This is a genomic window from Pseudoalteromonas sp. SR44-8 (assembly GCF_014163635.1).
GTDB classification, from domain to species: Bacteria; Pseudomonadota; Gammaproteobacteria; order Enterobacterales; family Alteromonadaceae; genus Pseudoalteromonas; species Pseudoalteromonas rhizosphaerae.
Genome location: NZ_JACJDS010000001.1, coordinates 90,395 through 114,586 on the forward strand (window position 1 = coordinate 90,395; position 24,192 = coordinate 114,586).

Annotated in this window: 18 protein-coding genes; 6 read left to right on the forward strand and 12 right to left on the reverse strand. The window is 39.8% G+C overall.

Annotated features, from left to right (window positions below; all coding sequences use genetic code 11):
* Positions 1–28 precede the first annotated feature (28 nt).
* A complete protein-coding gene (thrS, locus tag H5183_RS00380) occupies positions 29–1,939 on the reverse strand; it encodes a threonine--tRNA ligase (RefSeq protein WP_145233174.1) in 1,911 nt (636 codons plus the stop codon).
* Between the two features lie 258 nt (positions 1,940–2,197).
* Here thrS and H5183_RS00385 point away from each other — a divergent pair, with 258 nt between their 5' ends.
* The 3 genes from H5183_RS00385 (at position 2,198) to H5183_RS00395 (ending at position 5,671) form a co-directional block, all read left to right on the forward strand.
* A complete protein-coding gene (locus H5183_RS00385) occupies positions 2,198–3,211 on the forward strand; it encodes an endonuclease/exonuclease/phosphatase family protein (RefSeq protein WP_182730607.1) in 1,014 nt (337 codons plus the stop codon).
* Positions 3,212–3,277: 66 nt separating this feature from the next.
* Positions 3,278–3,724: a DUF3010 family protein gene (locus tag H5183_RS00390; protein ID WP_145233170.1), complete on the forward strand. Its 447-nt coding sequence runs from the start codon at positions 3,278–3,280 to the stop codon at positions 3,722–3,724.
* A 201-nt stretch (positions 3,725–3,925) separates the two neighbouring features.
* On the forward strand, positions 3,926–5,671 hold the full coding sequence (locus tag H5183_RS00395) for an AMP-binding protein (protein ID WP_182730608.1): 1,746 nt from the start codon (positions 3,926–3,928) through the stop codon (positions 5,669–5,671).
* Positions 5,672–5,753: 82 nt separating this feature from the next.
* Here the strand turns inward: H5183_RS00395 and H5183_RS00400 are convergent, their stop codons facing one another.
* From H5183_RS00400 to H5183_RS00420, 5 genes are all read right to left on the reverse strand, one after another.
* Positions 5,754–6,683, reverse strand: coding sequence for an alpha-E domain-containing protein (locus H5183_RS00400; protein ID WP_182730609.1), 930 nt, complete (start codon positions 6,681–6,683; stop codon positions 5,754–5,756).
* A 1-nt stretch (position 6,684) separates the two neighbouring features.
* On the reverse strand, positions 6,685–8,139 hold the full coding sequence (locus H5183_RS00405; RefSeq protein WP_145233167.1) for a circularly permuted type 2 ATP-grasp protein: 1,455 nt from the start codon (positions 8,137–8,139) through the stop codon (positions 6,685–6,687).
* A 43-nt stretch (positions 8,140–8,182) separates the two neighbouring features.
* A complete protein-coding gene (locus H5183_RS00410; RefSeq protein WP_182730610.1) occupies positions 8,183–9,061 on the reverse strand; it encodes a transglutaminase family protein in 879 nt (292 codons plus the stop codon).
* Positions 9,058–11,577 (reverse strand): circularly permuted type 2 ATP-grasp protein, encoded by a 2,520-nt coding sequence (locus H5183_RS00415; RefSeq protein ID WP_182730611.1) that lies wholly within the window; start codon positions 11,575–11,577, stop codon positions 9,058–9,060. Before H5183_RS00415 ends, H5183_RS00410 begins: the two co-directional genes overlap by 4 nt.
* 146 nt (positions 11,578–11,723) lie before the next feature.
* Positions 11,724–15,035 carry a DUF2126 domain-containing protein gene (locus H5183_RS00420; RefSeq protein ID WP_182730612.1) on the reverse strand — a complete coding sequence of 1,104 codons (3,312 nt, stop codon included), beginning with the start codon at positions 15,033–15,035 and terminating at the stop codon, positions 11,724–11,726.
* Positions 15,036–15,610: 575 nt separating this feature from the next.
* Here H5183_RS00420 and H5183_RS00425 point away from each other — a divergent pair.
* The gene (locus H5183_RS00425; protein ID WP_149982508.1) at positions 15,611–16,411 is read left to right on the forward strand and encodes an SHOCT domain-containing protein; all 801 of its coding nucleotides are present in this window, start codon (positions 15,611–15,613) and stop codon (positions 16,409–16,411) included.
* 128 nt (positions 16,412–16,539) lie between these two features.
* Complete coding sequence (locus H5183_RS00430) at positions 16,540–17,715, forward strand: putative zinc-binding metallopeptidase (protein WP_149982509.1); 1,176 nt, start codon at positions 16,540–16,542, stop codon at positions 17,713–17,715.
* A 147-nt stretch (positions 17,716–17,862) separates the two neighbouring features.
* On the opposite strand, the gene H5183_RS00435 is transcribed toward H5183_RS00430, so the two are convergent.
* The 5 genes from H5183_RS00435 to H5183_RS00455 form a co-directional block, all read right to left on the reverse strand.
* Positions 17,863–18,333, reverse strand: a complete 471-nt coding sequence (locus tag H5183_RS00435; protein WP_182730613.1) for a hypothetical protein — start codon at positions 18,331–18,333, stop codon at positions 17,863–17,865.
* 14 nt (positions 18,334–18,347) lie between these two features.
* Entirely contained in the window at positions 18,348–18,779 is a 432-nt protein-coding gene (locus tag H5183_RS00440) for a hypothetical protein (protein WP_182730614.1), read from the reverse strand.
* A 216-nt stretch (positions 18,780–18,995) separates the two neighbouring features.
* Entirely contained in the window at positions 18,996–20,393 is a 1,398-nt protein-coding gene (locus tag H5183_RS00445; RefSeq protein WP_149982512.1) for a M28 family peptidase, read from the reverse strand.
* A gap of 203 nt (positions 20,394–20,596) precedes the next feature.
* Positions 20,597–21,949, reverse strand: coding sequence for an NADP-specific glutamate dehydrogenase (gene gdhA / locus H5183_RS00450; RefSeq protein ID WP_182730615.1), 1,353 nt, complete (start codon positions 21,947–21,949; stop codon positions 20,597–20,599).
* A gap of 334 nt (positions 21,950–22,283) precedes the next feature.
* On the reverse strand, positions 22,284–22,757 hold the full coding sequence (locus H5183_RS00455) for a DUF1456 family protein (protein WP_182730657.1): 474 nt from the start codon (positions 22,755–22,757) through the stop codon (positions 22,284–22,286).
* Between the two features lie 135 nt (positions 22,758–22,892).
* Here H5183_RS00455 and H5183_RS00460 point away from each other — a divergent pair, with 135 nt between their 5' ends.
* Complete coding sequence (locus H5183_RS00460) at positions 22,893–23,657, forward strand: spermidine synthase (protein WP_182730616.1); 765 nt, start codon at positions 22,893–22,895, stop codon at positions 23,655–23,657.
* Here the strand turns inward: H5183_RS00460 and H5183_RS00465 are convergent.
* The gene (locus tag H5183_RS00465) at positions 23,654–24,187 is read right to left on the reverse strand and encodes a DUF924 family protein (protein ID WP_145233156.1); all 534 of its coding nucleotides are present in this window, start codon (positions 24,185–24,187) and stop codon (positions 23,654–23,656) included. The two genes, H5183_RS00460 and H5183_RS00465, sit on opposite strands and share 4 nt — an antisense overlap.
* Between the last annotated feature and the right edge of the window lie 5 nt (positions 24,188–24,192).

A 24,192-nucleotide genomic window follows, 5' to 3' on the forward strand; every position in this document is an offset into this window, starting at 1 on the left:
TTAAATGTATGCCCTACACGCAGAGTTTTTATAGTCGATTTTTAATTTCTTCGCTAATTTTAGCGACAAATTCATCAACATTAAATTTGCCCAAGTCTTCACCTGTGCGGGTACGTACTGCTACTTCTTGTTGTTCAACTTCTTTATCACCAACAACAAGTAAATAGGGGATACGTTTTAATGTATGTTCACGGATTTTAAAGCCAATCTTCTCATTTCTCAAGTCAGCAGCGGCTCTAATTCCAAGTTTATTTAATTTTTGTACAATTTCCTGCACATAAGCAGCTTGTTTATCAGTGATATTCATAATCACTACTTGCTTTGGTGCAAGCCAAGTCGGGAATAAACCCGCGTACTCTTCTGTAAGAATACCGATAAAGCGCTCGATAGAGCCCAATATTGCACGGTGGATCATAACAGGTGTACGACGTTCGTTGTTTTCAGCAACATAAGTTGCCCCTAAACGCCCTGGTAATGCAAAATCTAGTTGCACTGTACCACACTGCCACGCTCTGTCTAAGCAATCGTACAAAGTAAATTCAATTTTTGGACCGTAGAAGGCACCTTCACCCGGTAAATAATCAAATTCGATGTTATTTGCTTTCAGTGCATCAGCTAATGCAAGCTCTGCTTTGTCCCACATATGATCTTCGCCAATACGCTGTTCAGGGCGTGTTGACAGCTTAACCACAATTTTTTCAAAGCCGAATGTTTCGTACGTATCGTAAACCATTTGGATACACGCTGATACTTCGTCCATGATTTGCTCTTCAGTACAGAAGATATGGGCATCATCCTGAGTAAAGCCACGTACGCGCATTAGACCATGAAGTGCGCCTGACGGCTCGTTGCGATGACAACAACCAAATTCAGCCATACGCAGTGGAAGATCACGGTACGATTTTAAACCTTGATTAAAGATCTGTACGTGACCTGGGCAGTTCATTGGTTTGATTGCGTATTCACGCTTTTCAGATTCAGTGGTAAACATTGCTTCTGAATACTTTTCCCAGTGACCTGATTTTTCCCATAAAGAACGATCCATCATCATTGGACCTTTTACTTCTTCGTACTGGTACTCGCGTAACTTTTCACGCACAAACTCTTCAAGTTCACGGTAAATGCTCCACCCATCGTTGTGCCAAAACACCATGCCTGGCGCTTCTTCTTGCCAATGCCATAAATCAAGTGCTTTACCAATACGACGGTGATCACGTTTTTCGGCTTCTTCTAAACGTTGTAAGTAGGCTTTAAGTTGCTTTTTATCGCCCCATGCAGTGCCATAAATACGCTGCAACATTTTATTATCTGAATCGCCACGCCAGTAGGCACCGGCTACTTTCATTATTTTGAAATGTTGGCAAAAACGCATGTTCGGTACGTGTGGACCACGACACATATCGATGTATTCTTCGTGGTGATATAATCCTGGACGGTCATCTTTAGCGATGTTTTCGTCAAGGATTTGAATTTTGTACATTTCGCCGCGCGCTGCAAATGCATCACGGGCTTCTTGCCAGCTTACGGTTTTCTTAACCACGTCGTAGTTTGTTTTAGCAAGTTGCAACATGCGCTTTTCAATAGCTTCTAAGTCATCTTGACTTAATGAATGTTCCATATCGATATCATAGTAAAAACCATTATCAATCGTTGGACCAATTGCCATTTTTGCATCAGGAAACAGTTGCTTAACTGCATGACCTATCAAGTGAGCACATGAGTGACGAATTATTTCTAAGCCGTCATCATCTTTTGCGGTGATGATTTCAAGACGAGAATCGTCAGAAATTAAATCACAGGCATCAACGCGAGTGCCATTAACACGACCAGCGATAGTGGCTTTTGCTAAGCCTGGGCCGATATCATTGGCTACATCAAGTGTACTTACAGGGTTTTCAAAACTACGCTGACTGCCGTCAGGAAGAGTAATAACTGGCATTATAAGTCCTTACTACAGTGGTGACGCCTACAATGCATCACATGTATTTATTAAATTAAAATGAATAACTCGACAACGCTTTTACGAATAAGCATTGTTAATTTTAACCGTATTTGGTTAATGTATTTGTTGAGTCTTAGCAAACACAAGCGGTTATTGTCGCGTTTGGAGCCACTAAATACAAGTATTTAGCCAGACAAATTGACAAATAACCCTCGCATTTCATACTTAATTTAATTTCAGCTGTTGGATAACCTAATGACGACGTCTAATCGTATCCGTTTTGCCACTTTAAATTTACTTAATTTTACGGCGCCACCTTATTCTTTTTATCAATTACATGAACGTTACAACGCAACGCAATGGCGGCAAAAACAGCAATTTATCACTGACTTCCTACAGCAAAGTCAAGCAATGGTTGTTGCTTTCCAAGAGGTGTTTAGCCCCAAAGAATTGGCAATTTTGTGTAAAGAGCAAGGCTATGACTATTTTGCTACTGTTGCCAGTCCACGCAGTGATCATCTCTATCCACAGGTATTATTTAACCCTGTGGTGGCGATTGCCGCGAAAATCCCTTTTCAAGCATGCCACGAACTCACCCCTTGCCCAGAACTACTTGAGTACTTAAATAATCAAAATGAATTTAAATTTAATCGCACACCTATTAAATGCAGTTTTGATGTACCTGAATTTGGTGATTTAACCTGCTACGTGGTGCACTTTAAATCACAACGGGTGCATTCAATGGCGCATATTTTAAACATTCATAATCAAGACGATCCCTTATTAAATCTATTACAACAAACCGTTGGCATGATGCAATCGCAAATATCACGCTCACTGGAAGCTTCGATTGTTTATTATGATGCGCTAAAAACCCAGCGTGAAAAAAACTGTGCAACATTAGTAATGGGGGATTTTAACGACAATATTGACAGCCCTGCGCTGTCATTCATGACCCAAGGATTTCACCCTACTCGTTGCGAGCCCTGTTTAGAGCTTGAACAACCCATTGTAGGATTAACTGATTCGTTTGAATTAAGCAGTGAATCGGCAAATGGTAAAGTAAAACCAGCAACACATTACTATCAAGGTCGTGGCAATGTGCTTGATTATATTTTGACCTCAGGACACTTTAATACTGATTGTGCATTATCGCGGATAAAATCGTTGCACTATCTAAGCTTTGATAAACACTTAAATCCAAACCAAATTGATGAAGATATCTGCGTAAGCGACCACAGTGGCATTGGGATTGAAATCGGTTTTTAAAATGCACTGTTTTTAAGGCGTTTAATTGATATAATGCTGCCCAAATTAGTTATTTAGAGAATGACAATGAGAACATGCGGTGTAGAAATTACCGGTAGTGACGTACTACTGTGTATTTTAACAAAAGATAACGATGTATTTGATATACGAGATATTCGCCAAACTCGCTTTACCTTAGGTAATGGTAATGACACTGAAGTAATGCGTAAATTCCAATTTGATTTTGCGAAACTTATGCAGGACTATCAAATTGACTCAGTTGCTATTCGTCAACGTGCGCCTAAAGGTAAATTTGCCGGTAGTGCGAACGGTTTCAAAATGGAAACTGCAATTCAATTGATCCCTGAGCTGAGTGTTTATTTATTCAGTACAACCGAGATCAAAGAACAATTAAAACGTAATCCTATTCCTATTGATTTCGCTGAAACGGGGCTTAAAAAGTACCAAGAAAATGCGTTTGTAAATGCATATGTACATTTAATGAAAAAAACCTACCGCAGCGAAGAGCTTTAATTTTCAATTAGAGTTCAATTTATAATCAGATACTACGCTAGTGTGTACTGCAATGTTTTTGTTGTAGCTACAGCTAGCGTTTTTTATTGCCTAATATTTATCATTTTTATTACTACATTGGTCGTATAGCGCTTTCATTTGTCGACAATCTGTGTTTTTCTAACTGAGTAGACTCTCACAACATTGACACGGAGACCGTACATGCAAATAAGTAACAATAATACAACTGCAACCGATGCGAATAAAACAGTCAAAGATACAGCTGGCTTAGAGCATAGCTACTATAAAGGAGCACAAAGCCCAGCATTGATCAATAAAACCATAGGTGATTACTTCGACTCCATTGTCGACAATAATCCAGACCACCCTGCGATAGTGCTGCATCATCAAAACATTCGTTTAAGCTATAAAGAATATCAGCAGCAGATCAACCAGCTGGCAATGGGGTTACTGGCTTTAGGTGTAAAACCAGGTGATCGTGTTGGTATCTGGTCACCAAACAACCTTGAGTGGTGCTTAACCCAATTTGCGACCGCCAAAATTGGCGCAATCATGGTCTGTATTAACCCAGCGTATCGTCCAAACGAACTACAATTTGCACTAAATTCAGTCGAGTGTTCAACTCTTATAACCGCTTCAAGTTTCAAAGCCAGTAATTACCTAGGCATGCTTAATGAATTACTGCCCGAACTTGCCGCTGCAAAAGCTGGGCAACTGCAGGCAAAAAACCTCCCCTATTTAAAAAATATTATTCGCATTGGTGATGAGCCTGCCGCAGGCATGTTTAGTTTTAGTCAAGTTATGACAATGCCAACGGCCGCCCACCGCGTTGAGCTCAACGCCATTGGTGCAACTTTGCAACCAGATCAAGACATCAACATTCAGTTTACCTCCGGCACAACAGGCAATCCCAAAGGCGCTACGCTCTCCCATAAAAACATTTTAAATAATGGTTTTCTTATGGCTAATGCAATGCGCTTAACTGCAGATGATAAGCTGTGTATTCCAGTGCCGTTATATCACTGTTTTGGAATGGTATTAGGTAATTTAGTATGTATAAGTAAAGGAGCTACGGCAGTATTTCCAGGAGATTCTTTTGATCCAACAATCACGCTTGAGGTGGTTGAAAAAGAACGCTGTACTGCACTGCATGGCGTACCTACGATGTTTATTGCTGAACTAGAACTAAAAGATTTTGCTCGTTTTGACTTATCCAGTTTACGTACGGGTATCATGGCAGGCTCGACGTGTCCTGAGCAAGTAATGCGTAAAGTACAATCGCTGATGCATATGAATGAAGTTGTTATCGGTTACGGCCAAACGGAATGTAGTCCCATTAATAATGCCACGGAGATTGACTCATCCATTGAAAAACAAGTTACTACCGTCGGCCGCGCGCTGGCGCATACAGAAGTAAAAATTATTGACGAAGTAGGTAATATACAAAAAATAGGGCTTGCTGGCGAAGTATGCAGCCGTGGTGCGGGTATTATGCGTTGCTATTGGAATGATGAAGAAAAAACCGCCGCAACTATCGATAAAGAAGGCTGGCTACACTCTGGTGATTTAGGTGTAATGGATGCGGAAGGTTTTGTTGCAATAGTGGGCAGAATTAAAGATATGATCATTCGTGGTGGCGAAAATATCTACCCGCGCGAAATTGAAGAAGTACTTTACACTTACCCTGGCGTGCAAGATGCTGCTATTTTTGGCATCAGTGACGACAAGTACGGCGAAGAAGTATGTGCTTGGGTACAGCCTAAAGATGATGCCGTGTTAACAGAGCAAGAAATTCGCAGCTTCTTAAAAGATAAATTAGCTTATTTTAAAATACCAAAACACATTCAATTTGTTGAAAGTTACCCTATGACGGTTACCGGAAAACTACAAAAGTTTAAAATGCGCGAACAAATGCAAGCACAATTAAAAGACAACGCGTTTTCATAATTAGCCAAAGCTCACGTTAGTTAATAACGCCCAATGTAATTTAAAACCTTGGGCGTATTATAAGATTAATAGCTTAACAGGCCTATTCTGGCGGTTTTAAAAAATACGTTTGCGCTAATGCATTATGAATGCCCGCTAATTCAATTTGGATTTGATCCATATAATTGTGTAAGTAGCCATTTTTAAGCGCTCTTACATCTTCAGCTTTCAATTGTTTTACCACTGCATCTATTAAATTTATAATCTCTGTAGAGTTTGGCAAAGGTGAAATCAGCGTTTTCAGCTCTATTAAGCAAAACAAAATTGACCGTGGAAATACTTCACTGTGCATCACGAATTCTAATACATCAGCACGTTGCACCCGTACGCTCATCTCTTGTCGATACATTTGATAAGCACTAAGCGAGCGCAATAAGCTGATCCACTGAATATTTTCATAAGGTTTTGCTTCATCGCTGGTGATCAACGTCTCTGAACGAATGTCTAATATCCGTGACGTCATATCAGCACGTTCTATTAACGACCCAAAGCGGATAAACGTAAAACCATGATCATGGTTAATAGTCGCATCTAAAGCACCAAATATTTGATGGGCTGATTCGATGATTTTCTTTAGATAAGCAAATCGGCCACGCTTAGCAAGCCCTTCTTTTTGATTATCTTTTACATAGTAATAAAGGGAGTTAATTTCTTCCCATACATCGCGAGGCATTACGTCTCGAATTGTTCGAGCGCTCTCTCTAGCATAGATAATAGAATTTAAAATAGACGAGCCATTATCACTACCTACAAGTAAATAACGCAGCGCTTTTTGCTCTGTGTAATCAGCGTGTTTATCTTCATACGCCTGACGCGCGCCAATAATATCTATTAATGGCTCCCAGCCTGTACATACGCCTTTAGGTAAATCCAACATCAGCATGTTGTTGACATTAATTAACCGTGCAACATTTTCTGCACGTTCAACGTAACGAGCTACCCAATATAAAGTTTCACCTACTCTTGATAACATATTATTTAGCCTCTTCGTCAACAATCCAGGTATCTTTACTACCACCGCCTTGAGATGAATTTACCACTAATGAACCTTTCACCATCGCAACACGAGTAAGGCCACCAGTAGTGATCTGTGTGTCTTTACCTGACGATAATATAAACGGTCTCAAGTCAACGTGACGTCCATCAGGCTCTGTCCCGTCAAGGGTGGGAACCGTAGACAAATCAAGAGTTGGTTGCGCTACCCAATTCCGTGGATCGGCTTTTATTTGTGCAATGGTTGCTTGTTGCTCTTTTTTAGTCGATTTAGGACCAATCAATAAACCATAGCCACCCGACTCGTTTGCAGGTTTGACAACTAGTTTATCAATATTTTTAATAACATAATCACATTCTTTAGGATCTAAACACTTATAGGTTGGCACATTTTCTATCTTGGGTTCTTCATCCAAGTAATATTTTATGATGTCAGGTACATAGGCATAAACCACCTTATCATCCGCAACCCCTGCACCGGGTGCATTGACTAACGCCACATTACCTTTCGACCATGCTCGCATTAAACCGGGTACACCTAATTGTGATTCAGGTAAAAAAGCTTCGGGATCTAAGAATAAATCGTCGATGCGTCGATAAATTACATCAACGCGTTGCAAGCCTGTAATTGTGCGCATATAGACACAGTCGTCTTTTTCGACTACTAAATCACGCCCCTCTACTAATTCACAGCCCATCTCTTGAGCAAGGTAACAATGTTCAAAATAGGCGGAGTTAAATACACCGGGTGTTAATACCACTACTTCAGGCTTATCGTCTGGACGAGGTGACATTGCTGCCAACATATCAAACAGTTGTGAAGGATAATCATCAACTGGTAAAATCGACACTTGTTCGAATAACTCAGGGAAAACACGTTTCATCACTGAGCGGTTCTCAAGCATATAAGACACCCCAGACGGCACGCGTAAGTTATCTTCGAGTACAAACATAGTGCCATTTCCATCGCGCACTAAATCGGAGCCGCAGATATGCGCCCATATATTATTTGGCGGAGTAATTCCAACACATTGAGAGCGAAAGTTAACTGATTTTTCGAGTAAGCCTTTTGGAAAAATACCGTCTTTTATTATTTTTTGATCATGGTATAAATCATTTATAAACAGATTCAACGCTTCAACACGCTGTTTTAAACCTACCTCAATAGTCTGCCATTCTTTTTTACCAATAGTGCGCGGAATAATGTCAAACGGCCACGCTCTATCGATCATATTGCCTTCATTATAAACTGTAAACGTGATGCCCATTTCTTTTATGGCTAGATCTGCAACAGCTCTGGCTTTAACTAATTCTTCTTTTGATAAGCTAGAAAAAAACTGTGCTAACTGTTTACCGTGCGTTCGAATATTTCCTTGTGCGTCTATTAATTCATCAAAAAAGCCATTTGTTTGATATGCTTTCCAGTCAATTTTCATACATCCTTCCGCCTTATCCATTATTAATATTGAGTTGTTTTAATCACTCCAATCGAATCATATCAACCGCTACATCAAGCAATTGTGTACCGCCACCAAAAACCACGCCTTTCAAAGGAGTGACATCAGAAAAATCACGGCCAACAGCAAGTGTTATATGCTGCTCATTAGGCATAACATTGTTTGTTGGATCAAAGTCGACCCAACCAAATCTTGGCACAAACACAGAAAACCATGCATGGGTCGCATCTGCACCAGCTAACTTTTCTTCCCCCTCGGGAGGCATTGTTTCTATATACCCGCTAACATAACGTGCTGCTAAACCAATACTGCGTAAGCACGCTATCGCAAAATGTGCAAAATCTTGGCAAACGCCCCTTTTTTGTGCAAAAACAACACTCAAAGGTGTACTAATCGTAGTAAAACCGGGATCATACTGAAACTCATGAAAAATCCGTGCCATGAGATCTTTACAGCCGCAAATCAAGCTAATATCAGCTAAAAACGACGTTAAAGCGTATTCCTTTATACCCTGTACAAAAGGAGTATATTGAGATGGCAAAATAAACTCCGATGTTTTTAACAGCTGATATGTATTTGCCTTTGCGACGATATCGCGAGCCTCTTGCCAAGGCATATCAGTGTCGAAGAGGTTAATATTTGCACTTAATAAAAGTTCCACTTCACTGGTCATAGTCACTTTCAGTTTTTTATGCTGTGTGGCTATTTCAAACGCGGTCACTTTATTATCAAAATAATCCGTAAATTCTTGTAGATAATTTGCCGGCGGCTCAATATCTATGCGACTACTGTGGCATATCTGAGCACGATTTGTTTTTGGTGTTAACCGTGCTTGGTTTTGACACAAGCTAACAAAATCAGCATAACTGTAAGTTGTGGAATGCTTTATTTTATATTTCACGATTGAGCTTGCTCAATATTAGTCCAATTCAATTTATTCGCCGTTTGTGTATGAGAAAAATACTGCAATAATAATACATCACAAAAGGTATTTAAGTTCAGGCGAATATTATGGTTAAACTCGATTAACTGTTTACGAACTCCAGCGTCCGTCCTTTGCAGGTAGTCTTTTTCTGTGACATAGCAACTCGTTTTAGAAAGTAAAATTGCTTTTTCATGTGCTGCTATCACTCCCTGTCTGCGTTTAGTCGGTAAATGCTTACATAACTGGTTTATTTGCTCTAACTGAAAAAGTAATGAGCGAGGGTATTCTGCATCCAGTAATAACAGCTCAAGCCCAGTACCTATACTTTGATACATTCTATAGCGACGTTTATGGGTCACTAAGCTAACTTGACTACTCAAAACCGCTTCGAGTAAACCAAGCTCTTCAGCTTGCTCGAGTTCTTGCGTTAATAAAGCCCCTGTTAATGAGGTGATTTGTAAGCTGCGCTCAATCCTGCGACCCATCTCAAGTAAAAACCAGCCATTGCTGTTTGGCATACAATCCACTAACGAGCCATTAAAGGCCATGATCAAACCAATCACTTTATCTAAAATACTTTGCATCGCACGTGATGAAATGTTGATATTAATATGCTTTAGCACTTTAACTTGCTCATTGATTTCATCAATAATACGACGACTATCATGAGACAATAATTCTTGGATCTGTACTGATGCATTCGCTAAATAATTTAACGTATTTATTATGCTACCCGCGCGTAGCTCATCAGCGAGTAAAGCAAACGCTGTTTGCTTAGACACTGCGCTATCAAATTCTTCAAGCTTGATGGCCTGTTCTACATAAGGGTAAACAATATGCTGAGCGCTGATAGCAGCCAACAAACGAGCAACAGTACTGCGGCGTATTAAATCTGGATAAATAGCCAACTCAGTGTAACGATCAATAAAGATACGTAATATTCTTATGGTATTTTCACAGCGCTCTAAATAACGACCGAGCCAAAATAAATGTTCTGCAGTACGACTTGATATAACCCCTTCAAGTAAGCTTACATCCATTCTTTTTTTAATTGGTGTTGGTACACTTTGCTCAGTTAAATCAATATCTTTACTGGTATTTATCCAAGTATCTTTGAGCCAACCAGCGCCCTTAGCGTTAGCACTATTTTGATAAGAGAAACACAGTGCCGATGGCAGCACTTCGATGCCATTTTCTGTGGTTAATACATAACACCTAAATACCACAGGTTTTGCAATTAACTTACCGTCATCCCAAAATGGTGCGCTACTAAATGCGGGTTTATCTTGAAAATAATAATCGCTAGGTTGCTTAGTTATAAGTTGTTTAATTTTATCCGCGTCTAAATGGCCATCAAGTGTTAGTTTAGGATCTTTATAACTACCAAACACTAACTGTGACCAATCCGATGATTTAACATCTTCAATGCTGTGGTACTTAGGGCAATCTAGTAATAATGGTTGTTGTAAAAGTTGCTCTGATAGCTGGGCTAAATTACATTGTATTGCTGGTGATGAGAGTACCCCGCTACCAAAAGGATTTAATACTTTTACTGAGCCCTCACGTACAGCTTGTAATAAGCCTGGAATACCATGTAACGAGTATTGTGTTTGTTCAAGTGAATCGATACTTTGATCTGGGATCCAACGTAAAATCACATTGATTTTCCCCAACCCTTGTAATGACTTTAAACACACTTCGCCATTACGCACTGTTAAATCAGCGCTTTGCACTAAAGTATAGCCAAAGTAAGTAGATAGAAACGCATGCTCGTTATAATTTGGATCATCGATCCCTTGAGTTAAAATAACAATACGAGGATCATCCATATAATGAATAAACTCGTTAATGCCTTCTTGAAACAAATTTAAAAACTCTTTAATTTGTTGCACGTTGCATTCAGCAAACTCTTCAGCCATAACGCGCCTAGCTATAATGCGGTTTTTAAGCAATAGCCCTAGACCTAACGGACATTGGCAATGATCAGCTAAGACTTTAAATTCACCCGATGGTGCGCGATACACATCAACCGCTGTAAAAAAAAGTTTTAGCTCATCACTTGGTAAGCTAAATCCTTCACGTAAGTAATGACTATCTTGGTACAGCTGCTGCGGTGATACTTGCCCACTCAAAAGTAGCTTTTGCTCAGAATAAACATCTTGTTGGATCTTATTAAGTAATAAAGTTCGCTGTTTTATGCCTTGCTCTAACGTATTCCAATCTGCTCGAGAAAACATAAAAGGCAGTGGATCGAAGTGCCACTGTTGATTACTCTCACTTTTAATATTGCCATTTTGCAAAAGTTGCGTAATTTCAATGGCACGACTACTTACATCTTCAGCGGTTAAACTTGCTAAACGATTAAATAAAGTATCCCAATGCTCAGGGTTTAAGCCACTGTGATCCGCCAATTCATCATGACCGTGGCGTTTATCAAGGTATAAAGACAACCAATTAGGCAGCTCTGGCATCGTATTATTATTAATGTACAAGCTAAAAGCGCTCCGCTATAGAAAGTAAACTATCATTCTAGTTCAATTTGTTGGTAATTGTATTAACAAAAGCGTCTGTTAAATAATGACTCTACTTTGCGTAATGTCAAAGTGGAGTCATACAATGAACAACCCAAAAAGATGATTTATTTGAACTTAGGTTGTCTCCTTAAATCGAGCGTATTAGGGTAATCTGAATTAGTATTTTCTTCATCGGGAACAACAAATTCACTCACCGATTGTGCTGATTCAAAGCTTCGTGTCGCAGCCGATGGGCTCCAACTAGGCTGATCAGATGCTAATAATGATGGTGTGTGACCATGCTCCCAAAATCGTGCAACCCTTCGCCCTTCAGCTTCAAATGCATTAACGGGTAATGTTTCTGGATTTCGCCCACCAGCATGACTAACATGGTAGACAAAACCACCCATTGAGCGGCCTTCCCAGGTATCGATCAGATCAAATACTAACGGTGCATGTACACCAATTGTAGGATGCAGCGCTGTTGGTGGCTGCCATGCACGGTAACGGATCCCGGCAACCATTTCATCTTTCGCTTTGCCTTTAACAATTTTAAGCGGCACGCGTCGGCCATTACATGTAACGATATAGCGGTCACTCATTGTGCCAATTACTTTGATTTGCACGCGTTCTAATGACGAATCAACATACCGAGCAGTACCAGATGCACTGGCTTCTTCACCTAGTACATGCCACGGTTCAATCGCGGTTCTAAGCTCTAACGTCACATCATCGAGTTCTCGGGTGCCGCAAACAGGGAACCTAAACTCAAAAAATGGGTTTAGCCAACTTACTTGGAATGCAAAACCAGCTTGCTGCAGATCTCTAACAACCTCAGCTAAATCATTTTCAACATACTGAGGTAATAAAAATTTATCATGTAATTCGGTGCCCCAACGGATCAACGGTTTGTGATAAGGCTTTTTCCAAAACCAAGCCAATAAAGTCCGTAATAACAACATTTGCACTAAACTCATTTGTGAGTGAGGTGGCATTTCAAACCCCCTAAACTCGACAATACCTAGTCGTCCTGTTGCTGAATCGGGTGAATATAGCTTATCAATACAAAACTCCGCCCTGTGTGTATTACCTGTTAAATCAACAAGTAAGTTGCGTAACAAACGATCAACGAGCCATGGCTCAGGCACTTCCCCTTCAGGCATATGTGAAAATGCGATTTCAAGCTCATAGAGCAACTCATCACGTGCTTCATCCACACGAGGTGCTTGGCTTGTAGGGCCGATAAATAAACCTGAAAATAAATAAGATAATCCAGGATGGTGCTGCCAATAAGTAATAAAACTTCTTAAAATATCTGGGCGTCGTAAGAACGGGCTTTGCTGCGGCGTTTCACCACCTAAAGTGACATGATTACCCCCCCCGGTGCCGGTATGACGACCGTCCGCCATAAACTTATCTGTTCCTAAACGTGCTTGTTTGGCTAGATCGTAAAGTGTCGTTGTTCTATCTACCAATTGCTGCCATGACGAAGATGGGTGGATGTTCACTTCAATGACACCTGGATCAGGTGTCACGGCGTATTTTTCTACACGACTATCTTTAGGCGGGCTATAGCCTTCAATAACAACCGGGATTTGCAGGGTTTTTGCGGTGCTTTCAATCGCATTTAATAGCGACATATAATGTTCAAAATGGCTCGTTGGGGGCATAAAGATGTACAACCGCCCTTCTCTTACTTCCAATGCCATTGCGGTTTTGATCATCTGTTGACCAATAAAGCCTTTTTGCAGTTTTTTAGCTTTTGTAAAGTTATCTGGAATATCAAACGGATCTCGCTCAATAATGTTGCTTGTCCACTCAAGGCTATCAAGCGGTAATCTATAACCAAGGGGTGATTCACCTGGTAATAAAAAACAGTATTCGCGTTTAAATTCCCATTTGCATGACTGCCAACAATGTTTCGCTTGATTAAACTGCAGCGGCAATGCATAACCAACAGGCTTTTCAATACCTTGTTCCATTTTAGCTAAAAAGCCTTTACGGCTCATTGCACTAAGAAGTTCAGGCTGTTTAGGCCCCACCTCTTTGGGTAACGATGCCTCTTGCCATAAATGATATAAAATATCTTCATAGGCTGTAGTGATAGCCTTGGTTTCAAGGCCTATTTCTGCACATAGCTGTTCTGTAAAACGCTTGGTATCTGTGTGGTCTAATTTATAATCTTTATTCGGATCAGCTAATAAACTGGCATCTTGCCACAAAGCTTCACCGTCTTTTCGCCAATAACATGCATATTGCCAGCGAGGCAGTGACTCTCCCGGATACCATTTACCTTGCCCATAATGTGTAAAGCCACCTTTGGTATATGCTTTGTTCATCGCAATAAATAAGCTTTGTGCTAACACTCGTTTTTCTTTACCGTCGGCTTCTGTGTTCCATTGGGGATGTTCCATATCATCAATAGAAATAAACGTCGGCTCACCGCCCATTGTTAAATGAACACCTTCCTTAACATATACATCATCAACTTGCTGACCCAAGCGGTTTATTGCAGCCCATTGTGTTTCTGAATATGGCTTTGTAACGCGAGGGTCTTCATGTACGCGCGTTACTTTGTTATAAAAACTAAATTCTGATTCGCACTTATCTATGCCACCAGAGACAGGTGCTGCTGAGCTAGGTTCAGGTGTGCACGCAAGCGGAATATGGCCTTCGCCAGCAAATAAGCCGGAGGTAGGATCAAGCCCGATCCAACCTGCGCCTGGAATATATACTTCAGTCCATGCGTGTAAATCAGTAAAATCTTCATCAGGACCACTTGGGCCATCAAGTGATTTTTGATCTGATGTAAGTTGGATTAAATAACCAGATACAAAACGAGCAGCCAAACCTAAATGACGAAACAGTTGTACTAACAACCACGCAGAATCTCGACATGAACCGGTTTTTTTTGTGATGGTTTCGTTCGCCGTTTGAACTCCAGGCTCTAAACGAATGCCGTAGCCAACAAGATTATAAATTGACTGATTGACCGCAACTAAAAAATCAACACTTCTGATTGGTTTTTCCGGACGTAACGAATCAATCAATTCTAAAAACTTAGGACTCGCCTTACGTTTTTTTAAATAGGGATTAAGCTCAGCCTTTGCGACTTTATCGTATTCAAATGGAAACTCTTCAGCATATTCTTCTAAAAAGAAATCAAACGGATTAATTACCGTCATTTCAGCCACTAAATCAACAGTAAAACTAAACTCAGTTGTGGGGCTATTAAATACCACTCTTGCCTGATAATTACCAAAAGGGTCTTGCTGCCAATTGATGTAATGATCTTCCGGCACTATTTTTAATGAATAGCTTTTAATTTTAGTTCGGCTATGCGGTGCTGGACGTAAGCGGAAAATATGCGGCCCCATATTTACTGGGCGGTCGTACTTGTATTGAGTATGGTGCGCTATACCAACAGTAATTGTCATCGATTAATCCCTCTTTAATTTTTTGTATAGCCATTTAAGTATAACTTACTACTACCTGCCTGCTATTTAAGCAATATACATTCCATATAGATTACATAATAAAATTAGGCTGTTAGCCTATATATTGGTCACTATTGACTGTTTAGAATCAAAGAGCGAGCGCTGTGAAGAATTATTTGGTGCGACATTCGCACCAAATTAGCACAAAGCTAAGTATTAAAAATCACACAGCGCTTATTATTTTATGTAATTCACCAATAAAGCATGCCTGTTTTTTCTAGCGATTAAATAGAAAAAAGTCCCAATTAATCACAACACCAGTTAAATGCTTCGCTAAAACGAACTTAAAAAATAGTTCACAATAAAACCACGATTAAGCTTCTTAACAGTGTTATAGTAGTTTGATTTTTAATCGCCCTGAAAGCCAAACTAGCAAGCTTAGTGTCTTTAAACAAGCAATGTTGGCATTTTATTTTGCTAATTTATTATTAGCATCAATGCTTAAGGTAGATTGTTCACAGTTAGATCATGACGTAATACACATCCCGCCTATCTTCATATTAAGGACTCTATTTATGCAAACATTAACAAACATTGGTGACAACTTGGTTAAAGGGATATCTGCCCGCTATGGTTTAAGTTATGAGGCAGTAGTACATATGTTAGTTGCAGTAAATAATGGCGGCGGTTCAATGGCGCAGTTTAATTGCCCAGAGCTTGGCGGCTCAGGTCAATGGATGCGCGGTGGAATGACAATGGTAGGAGACATGTTCAATAATGGCTTGAAAAACACCGTTGATAACTTATGTAACGAACTTGCCACTATTTTAGCAAACAACCAAGTTTTCCCCGTCATTCCTGCCGGTACTTTAGGTAGCAACCAGTGGTGGCCAGTTAATTTAGGTAATCCATCGAGTACCGGTTCACAAAACAACACCCGTTATGCTGTTTTTCCTAATCGCTTAGCCATTGAAAAAAATGGTCAGGTCACACTCTATGATACGCTCGATCACCAGATCGGGGGAGTAAGCCAGCAACAAGGCAACGATATATCGCTTACCTTTAGTAGCCAGTGGGGAAACATTAGCGTAAATAGTTTGCCAGTGATTGCTGATGATAGCTTCACTCAGACACATTCAAGTCACAATACCAACTTTGCCCAATCAACAGACTTTGCAAAACAACAGCAATCCCCCCCTGAGACAGGCTCAAATGATAAAATGATGAGTAGCGAGTCGACAGCTATTAATGCTTCGCAATACTCAGTGAATGAAACCCTCGACATTATTGAAAAATTAGCACAATTACGTGATTTAGGCGCACTCACTGATGCTGAGTTTAATGAGAAAAAATCAGATTTATTGCAACGAATTTAACGGCAAGTAATCTCAGGCTTATTAATTTTATAATTTGCTAACTTTATAATTTGTTAGCAATATAGCTAATGTAAGTCTGTTCACTGAATAATTTGTCATTGTATTTATCAACGGATACGGTAAAAAATATGAAAACGTTTAAATGTAACTGCAAAGATAATCAAATATTGTTTTTTGAAAGTAGTCACTGCCTTGCCTGTGGCAAAACTGTTGGTATTGATGACAATTTTAACCTTGTAGAACCCTACGAATTTAATGACACAACGGGCTTATATTACAAAGCGTCAGCCCCTGATGTGCCCTATCAAAAATGTGATAACAATGCACACTATAAGGCATGCAATGGCATGGTTGATATCGACAGTTTTGTACCAGCGCCAGACACAGAAGAAGTGCTGTGTTTCGCATGTCGGTTTAATGAAACAATCCCAGATCTAAGTATTAATCAACACATTCCACTTTGGACCAAAATGGAAACAGCAAAACGCCGAGCATTGTATACACTTAAAGCGCTTTCTTTACCATTAAATAACCTCAGCCAAGATGCCGAAGGTGGCCTTAGTTTTGATTTTATAACCGACCGCAGTGTTAATGACCATTTCGTGACTAAATTAGCAGGTCAAGAAAATGTTTTTACTGGCCATAACTGCGGCCATATTACAATTAATTTGGCTGAAGCTGATGATGTCGCTCGCTCACAAACAAAGCATGCTATGGGTGAGCGCTATCGCACTTTGCTTGGTCATTTTCGTCATGAGTTAGGGCATTATTATTTTGACCAGTTAATTGCAAATTCACCGCAAAAACATGCTTTATGTAAACAATATTTTGGCGATGATTCTTTAGATTACCAACAAGCGATTGATGCCCATTATAAAAATGGCGCTCCTGCTAATTGGCATGAAAACTATATTAGTGAATACGCCACCATGCACCCTTTTGAAGACTGGGCAGAAACTTGGGCGCACTACATGCATATTATTGATACTTTAGAGACAGCAAAAAATTTCTCTATTACCGGTTCTACACTCGGTAATGAATTTGAAGTTGAGGACACTGATGAGTTAAGGCTACCGCAAAACTCGTATTACTTTAATAGCCAAACATCAATCTCAGTAATGTTGGATAGCTGGATGGAATTTTCGATTATTTTAAATTCGTTAAATCGCAGCATGGGCTTAGCTGATGCTTATCCATTTGTTTTAACACAGGCGGTACGCACTAAGCTTTCGTTTGTTCATCACGCGATCCATAACAGACTTAACCTTATGCCTGATTTAAATACAACAGCTGAGAACACATAACAACAGCTTTGATAATGTAATTTCGGCAAATGCTCTATACGGATTAACAGCACTGACACAGATAACAAACCGCAGTACGTTATCAGCCAGCTAACACAACACATCCGCTAATGAGTATGACCTGTATTGCGTTATAAACTTTTGGTATTACAAACTAAAGCTTGCCTGATACTTAGTTGAAATTAATCGTACTCGTTCAAATGGCCAATGCTCAGCGAGCCAATGTAAGATGCATAACCGTAAGGTATTATTTAATTCCTGACTATCATTACGTAGCCAAAAAGTTATCTCACTATCGAATTCATTGTTTACCCCAGGATCGATATACACTGAGCCTAGGCAGCGTGTTTTTTTAGGGTTTAATATCGCATAAGCAAATGCTTTTTTTTCGTTAAACTCTGCGCCATGTTGAGCTAAGCTTTGACGATTCTCTTCAAGGGTCATATCGGCTTTTGGCCAATCAGGCTTGGGGGCGAATATACCTTTTAGCTGCGGCACACTTGACATTACAGCAGTAAAATCAAGCTCGACTACCTGCTCATTTAATGGGGTAAAATAAAACGCAGTTGTTTGCAGCGCTTCTGGGGGGTTAAAATCCGTCGATACAAATAAAGACATTGCTTCCTTCCTTGCTAATATTTAACTGATAAAACCAGCCATTGTTGTTTTAATCCTATAAAATGAAAGCCGCCAATCAGTAAACAAATGATCGAGCTGCAAAGCCAAAACATCTCACTGCGTCCTAGCGGATTAGTCATTAAATATAATCCTGCAATACCGCGAAATAAATAAATCGCAGTTACCACAACTAACACAAAGCGTATGAAAGGTAGCTGTTTGAACAAACCCGCGGCTGAAAAAGCATATAATGACCAAACGCTTAATATAAAAGCGATGAAGAAAGTGATCAGCGAAGGCGTCAACTTGCCCTGCTCTGCGAGCATTGCCATGTGCTCACCGGCACCGAAAAAGCGATACCACGGCGCACCAAAAACAATACAACCAAGGTGAGCGAGTGCGGCTAAAGCACTAAAGCTGCCTGCAATCAGCAAAAATAGGTTCATACACTGTCAACTAATTCACATTTAACTCCACCATAATACGAAAAAGCCATTAACTTCAAGTATTCACTGAAATTATTGTATAAAAAGTGTACTCCCATAAACTAAGGTCAACATAAAATACAACTATTGCTGTTCAATTGCGAAGTCCGCTACTAAATTGTCTTGCCTGATATTCAAGCGCAACTGTAATTACGCTTGAATATCAGACGCTACACATTACTTTAGTGTTTGCTCAAACGCACCTACATCGCCAGGGAAAACCACCGGTGATTCAATACCGTCTTTATTAACCGCAGCAACCCCAAAATAATAATTATCAATGACTACATTTTTAAGAGTCGCTTCACTTACATCACCCACATAGCGGCTAAACTGCCATTGTGGTTCACTGGTATAACGCCAATAGAGTCTGTATCCCGTGGTCGTTTTATCATTATTTTTTTGCCATTTTAAGGTCGTACTTGGTTGCACAGCACCTGATATTTCAACGTTATTAGGTGGTGCCGGTGCCCATGCCATTGACGCTAAACTTACCGCATTAAGCGCTGTTAATTTTGCGGTATAATCAAAATCAACGCCATCAATGGTATCACCATAAACAATACCATCCTCAGTGCGTAAGTCTTGATGTTGATGGTTATAATTTTCGTTCGTTTCCATTACCCTTACAGCAGCATAACCCATGTCGTTAAACGGGCGATGATGCCCTCCTCGGCCAAAGCGATCGAGTCGATAAACTAACAATGTGTCAAGATTGGGAATATAGCGATCGGCAATGGTATCGATATAACGGGCTAAATTACGACTAGCTGAATCGACCTCGCCACCGGTAAAACGGCGTTTATGCGCTTGCTCTTTGGTTTCGATAACCCGCGTACCTTCAGAGAAAATACGTGCAGTCGTGTTATCAGTAACGCCATTAATACCAGTAATATTACCAATCATGTCATTATTGAGTACACCGTGTACTTGCCAGCCTTGCTTTTGTGCATAGTCGGCTAAAATTTTACCACCAAAAAGTCCTTGCTCTTCGCCTGAAAGCGCGGCATAAACAATTGAGCCATTAAATTTATATTTAGATAACACGCGAGCTGATTCAATCACCCCAGCAACACCCGATGCATTATCATTCGCCCCTGGTGCGTCGCTGGTAAAATCCATTACATCGCTGACCCGTGAATCAATATCGCCCGACATCATCACCATCCGGTTTGGCTGATCAGTACCGCGTTGAATAGCAATAATATTCACCACTTCAACAGGATTTGGAATACGCTTTTCGCCAGAAATGGTATCTTTAACTTCTATTACTTCTAAACAGCCACCGCATTGCTGAGAAATTTTCTCAAACTCAGCCTTGATCCAACGCCGAGCTGCACCAATTCCTCGGGTGTTTGATTTTGTATCTGATAACGTATGACGAGTGCCAAAATCAACAAGTGTTTGAATATCACTGCCAATACGTGTTGCTGAAACATCAGCGGCAATATCATGAAGCTTGGTTTGATCTTGATAATTTAGCTCAGCGGCCAAGGTGCTTGTTGAAATAAACAATGTAGTTATTAAAATTGCGGGCTTGAGGGTCGAGAGCTGATAGGTTTTATGATCAGACATAGTGTTGATGCTCTTTATTATTTGATAAATATACAATACGTGAGCAGTTACCTGCTGCAAATAATTTTGAGACCAACACCTGTTTAACTCGTTCAATCACTGATTGGTTAGATAAACGGGATAATAATCGCGGTATGAACAAATATACGTCAATAAAAAACCCACCAATATAGTGGGCTTATGCATAGTAAAACTATCGTATGTTAAACAACACCTTGCTCAATCATAGCATCGGCTACACGACGAAAAGCAGCAATATTAGCACCTAACACTAAATTACCAGGTTGATCAAATTCAGCGGCTGTATTACTTGCAGTATCAAAGATATTTTTCATTATTTGTTGCAGCTTAGTATCGACCTCTTCGAACGTCCACATTTGCATACTGGCATTTTGCGCCATTTCTAATTGGCTCGTCGCAACACCACCCGCATTAGCTGCTTTGCCAGGGCCATAGGCTATTTTAGCAGCAAGCAACACATCGACCGCTTCTTTAGTACTTGGCATATTTGCGCCTTCACAAACTAATATACAGCCATTGCTTATTAACGTTCGCGCATCAGCTTCAGTTAACTCATTTTGCGTCGCACAGGGAAAAGCGGCATCAGCAACAAAACGCCATACCGCATGTCCATCACTGGGGTAATCTGCACAAGCAATATACTTCGCATCGCTGTGGGTTTCTAAATAGACAGCTAAACTTTCACGCGCACCTTCTTTAAGCTTTTTAACAAGCGCAACATCAATACCTGATTCATGATACAGCGTACCGCTTGAATCACTGCAAGTGATAGGTGTTGCCTCTAATTGATAAAGTTTTTCCATCGCGTAAATTGCCACGTTCCCGGCACCAGAAACTAAACAGCGCTTACCTTTAAGTGAGTCATCATTGTCTTGCAACATGTAATTGGCAAAATAAACAGCGCCATATCCTGTCGCTTCTTTTCGAGCCAATGATCCACCCCACAATAAACTTTTGCCGGTAAACGCACCGTCGTAACGTCCGGTCAACCGTTTATATTGACCAAACATATAGCCTATTTCGCGTGCCCCAACGCCAATATCACCCGCAGGCACATCGGTGGTTGGGCCGATATGACGATACAGCTCGTTGATAAATGATTGGCAAAAACGCATTATTTCGCTGTCAGAGCGGCCCTTAGGATCAAAGTTTGCGCCGCCTTTACCACCACCAATCGGTAAGCCAGTTAACGCATTTTTAAAAATTTGCTCAAACCCTAAAAATTTTATGATGCTGGCATTTACACTTGGATGGAAACGTAAACCACCTTTGTATGGACCTAAGCTTGAGTTAAATTCAATTCGATAGCCTTTATTGACATGAATATTACCGTCATCATCAACCCAAGGGACTCTAAACATAATTTGACGTTCAGGTTCAACTAGACGTTGAATAATCGCATTTTTTTGATAGTCGGCTGAGTTTTCAATAATAGGTTCAAGTGATTCAAGCACTTCTTCAACGGCTTGATAAAATTCGCATTGTGCTGGGCTAGTTTGTTTTAAATGTGCAATGGTATCATGGATATAATTCATAATTATTCTTCCGTGTTAAAAGTTATGCTTGTCTCAGATGTTAAAATAGACGTGATCAAGTTTATGGGTCATCTAGTTAAGAGCCTTAAAAATTGTAATATTTTTAACACTGTAACATGATAAACCTATATATTTAACGTTCGATAACGTGAATTATTTTTGAGTTGATACGCAAGAGCAACAATTAACGCTCATTAAAAAAGAATATAAATTTATGAAATGTGAATAAATAAAGATTTAAATACTAACGCAGAGAGCAGCTTAAAACACCGATACTTAAAGTGGGGTTAAAAATCATATCCGTACGATATAAATACGGATATGAACACGTAAATTATTCGCCGCTTGCCTCTGGACGAAGTTGTAGCTGTAAACCAGTTAAAAAGTTACTTAATATTTGGTCATTACATACACGATAATGCTTGTTATCGGCTTTACGAGAAAATGCACTTAACTCATGCTTACTCAAACTAAAATCAGTTAAGGCAAGGACATCGATCACGTCTTCCGTTTTCATATTTAATGCGATACGTAATTTCATTAAAATAATATTATTATTTAATTTACTTTCTGGCGCTGGTTGCTCACCGTCGCGCTTACCGCGCTTTGTATTAATAAAACCATTTAGAAAAATGGCAAACTCAGTATCACTTGGATCTACGTAACCCTCTTCCCCTTCTCTGGTTAGCCAACCAATCACTTGTTGTTGAGTCACGTCATGATCTGCTGCAGCAAAAATTTCAATCATGGTAGTATCAGCTAAATTAAAGGTATAGCGAAGGCGGCGTAAAATATCATTATTAGTCAAAGTAAATTCCAGAGTAAGATAAGACAACCAAGCAGGTATTGCTGGCTTATGAGTAGCCATACAGTTTAGCAGAGTTAACAAGGCCACCCTATTGATTTTTTGTTTTGCTCAACATCCCCATTATGAAGGAACGGCATGATTGATTTAACGCCATTTACTACCGATGCATACCTAGTAGCAACAATCCAAAGTAAGCAAGACACGCTAAAGATTTTTGAAAATGCTGATTATCGTTGGCTTACACTCGGGGATAAGCTAACTTTACAAGGTGTAATGGAAAAATCACAACCGCAGCAAGTATGTAATCCGGTAAATCAAGCTATGCTGCTATTTTTGCTTTGTAGCGAACCCTCCTCACAGATATTAAATTTAGGTTTAGGCAGCGGTTGTTTTGAACGAGCAGTGACTAATAAAGCCGGATTTGAATTAACGACTGTCGAAATTAATCCGAATGTAATTAAAGCAGCTAAGCAGTATTTTTTCCTCAATGACAACAATCATATTGTAGCGCAATGTGCTGAACAATTTATTGCTCAAAGTAGCCGCAAATTTGATGTGATTTTAATTGATGTTTTTAGTGGTAAATCGCAGCCAGCGTTTTTACAAAAGCAGGCATTTTTGTGCGACTGTCATGCTCGACTTAGCACATACGGTAAGATCTGCATCAACTTTACTGCAAAAAATAAACAACAATTAATCGCTCTACTAACGACACTTCGAAGTCTATTCAGTCATATTGTGGTGATTGAATTTAACCAATATAAAAATATTGTGCTGATCGCCAGTGAGCAACGCCTTGATGCTATTAATATTGAACAGATAAAACAGCACAACAATTTTAGCTCGCCTGATTTAGCTGCTGAAATTAAACAATTATTTCATATACCTAAGCTTGATTAAAAATGCGAGCCTGGTTGAGCTAAAAACGCAACTTCCTCGGCGCTGGACTGACGCCCTAAAATAGCATTTCGGTGTGGGTAGCGACCAAACTGATCGATAATATTTTTATGGGCAAGTTCATAATCTTCATTACTCAAACCTTTAAATAATACCATCGCCTGTTGGTGTATAAAGCTCGATTCGCTGTGCATAAACGGCATATAAAAAAACACCCGCTGCTCAACAGGTAATAATTGATCAAAGCCTTTTTCGATTGCCAACTGTGCCAATGTTAACGCTTGCGGATCTTGACTAAACGCGTGAGGGGTATCCCGGTAAATATTACGAGAAAACTGATCAAGCACAATCACTTCAGCTAATGCACCTAAGGCAGTCACTCGCCAAGACGCATACTCGCCTTTTGTAATAGCTATCAACAGATCACTAAATGTATCTCGTATCTTAATATCTGTAGCATCAGATTTTTTATACCAACCAGATGGACCAAGTTCATCAAACCAATAATCAATTACTACTTGATAACTAAACATAAATT

Excerpts from the sequence above, each read along its gene's own strand:
- thrS (WP_145233174.1), bottom strand. The coding sequence starts at position 1,939 with ATGCCAGTTATTACTCTTCCTGACGGCAGTCAGCGTAGTTTTGAAAAC.
- H5183_RS00385 (WP_182730607.1), top strand. The coding sequence starts at position 2,198 with ATGACGACGTCTAATCGTATCCGTTTTGCCACTTTAAATTTACTTAAT.
- H5183_RS00390 (WP_145233170.1), top strand. The coding sequence starts at position 3,278 with ATGAGAACATGCGGTGTAGAAATTACCGGTAGTGACGTACTACTGTGT.
- H5183_RS00395 (WP_182730608.1), top strand. The coding sequence starts at position 3,926 with ATGCAAATAAGTAACAATAATACAACTGCAACCGATGCGAATAAAACA.
- H5183_RS00400 (WP_182730609.1), bottom strand. The coding sequence starts at position 6,683 with ATGTTATCAAGAGTAGGTGAAACTTTATATTGGGTAGCTCGTTACGTT.
- H5183_RS00405 (WP_145233167.1), bottom strand. The coding sequence starts at position 8,139 with ATGAAAATTGACTGGAAAGCATATCAAACAAATGGCTTTTTTGATGAA.
- H5183_RS00420 (WP_182730612.1), bottom strand. The coding sequence starts at position 15,035 with ATGACAATTACTGTTGGTATAGCGCACCATACTCAATACAAGTACGAC.
- H5183_RS00425 (WP_149982508.1), top strand. The coding sequence starts at position 15,611 with ATGCAAACATTAACAAACATTGGTGACAACTTGGTTAAAGGGATATCT.
- H5183_RS00430 (WP_149982509.1), top strand. The coding sequence starts at position 16,540 with ATGAAAACGTTTAAATGTAACTGCAAAGATAATCAAATATTGTTTTTT.
- H5183_RS00435 (WP_182730613.1), bottom strand. The coding sequence starts at position 18,333 with ATGTCTTTATTTGTATCGACGGATTTTAACCCCCCAGAAGCGCTGCAA.
- H5183_RS00440 (WP_182730614.1), bottom strand. The coding sequence starts at position 18,779 with ATGAACCTATTTTTGCTGATTGCAGGCAGCTTTAGTGCTTTAGCCGCA.
- H5183_RS00445 (WP_149982512.1), bottom strand. The coding sequence starts at position 20,393 with ATGTCTGATCATAAAACCTATCAGCTCTCGACCCTCAAGCCCGCAATT.
- gdhA (WP_182730615.1), bottom strand. The coding sequence starts at position 21,949 with ATGAATTATATCCATGATACCATTGCACATTTAAAACAAACTAGCCCA.
- H5183_RS00460 (WP_182730616.1), top strand. The coding sequence starts at position 22,893 with ATGATTGATTTAACGCCATTTACTACCGATGCATACCTAGTAGCAACA.
- H5183_RS00465 (WP_145233156.1), bottom strand. The coding sequence starts at position 24,187 with ATGTTTAGTTATCAAGTAGTAATTGATTATTGGTTTGATGAACTTGGT.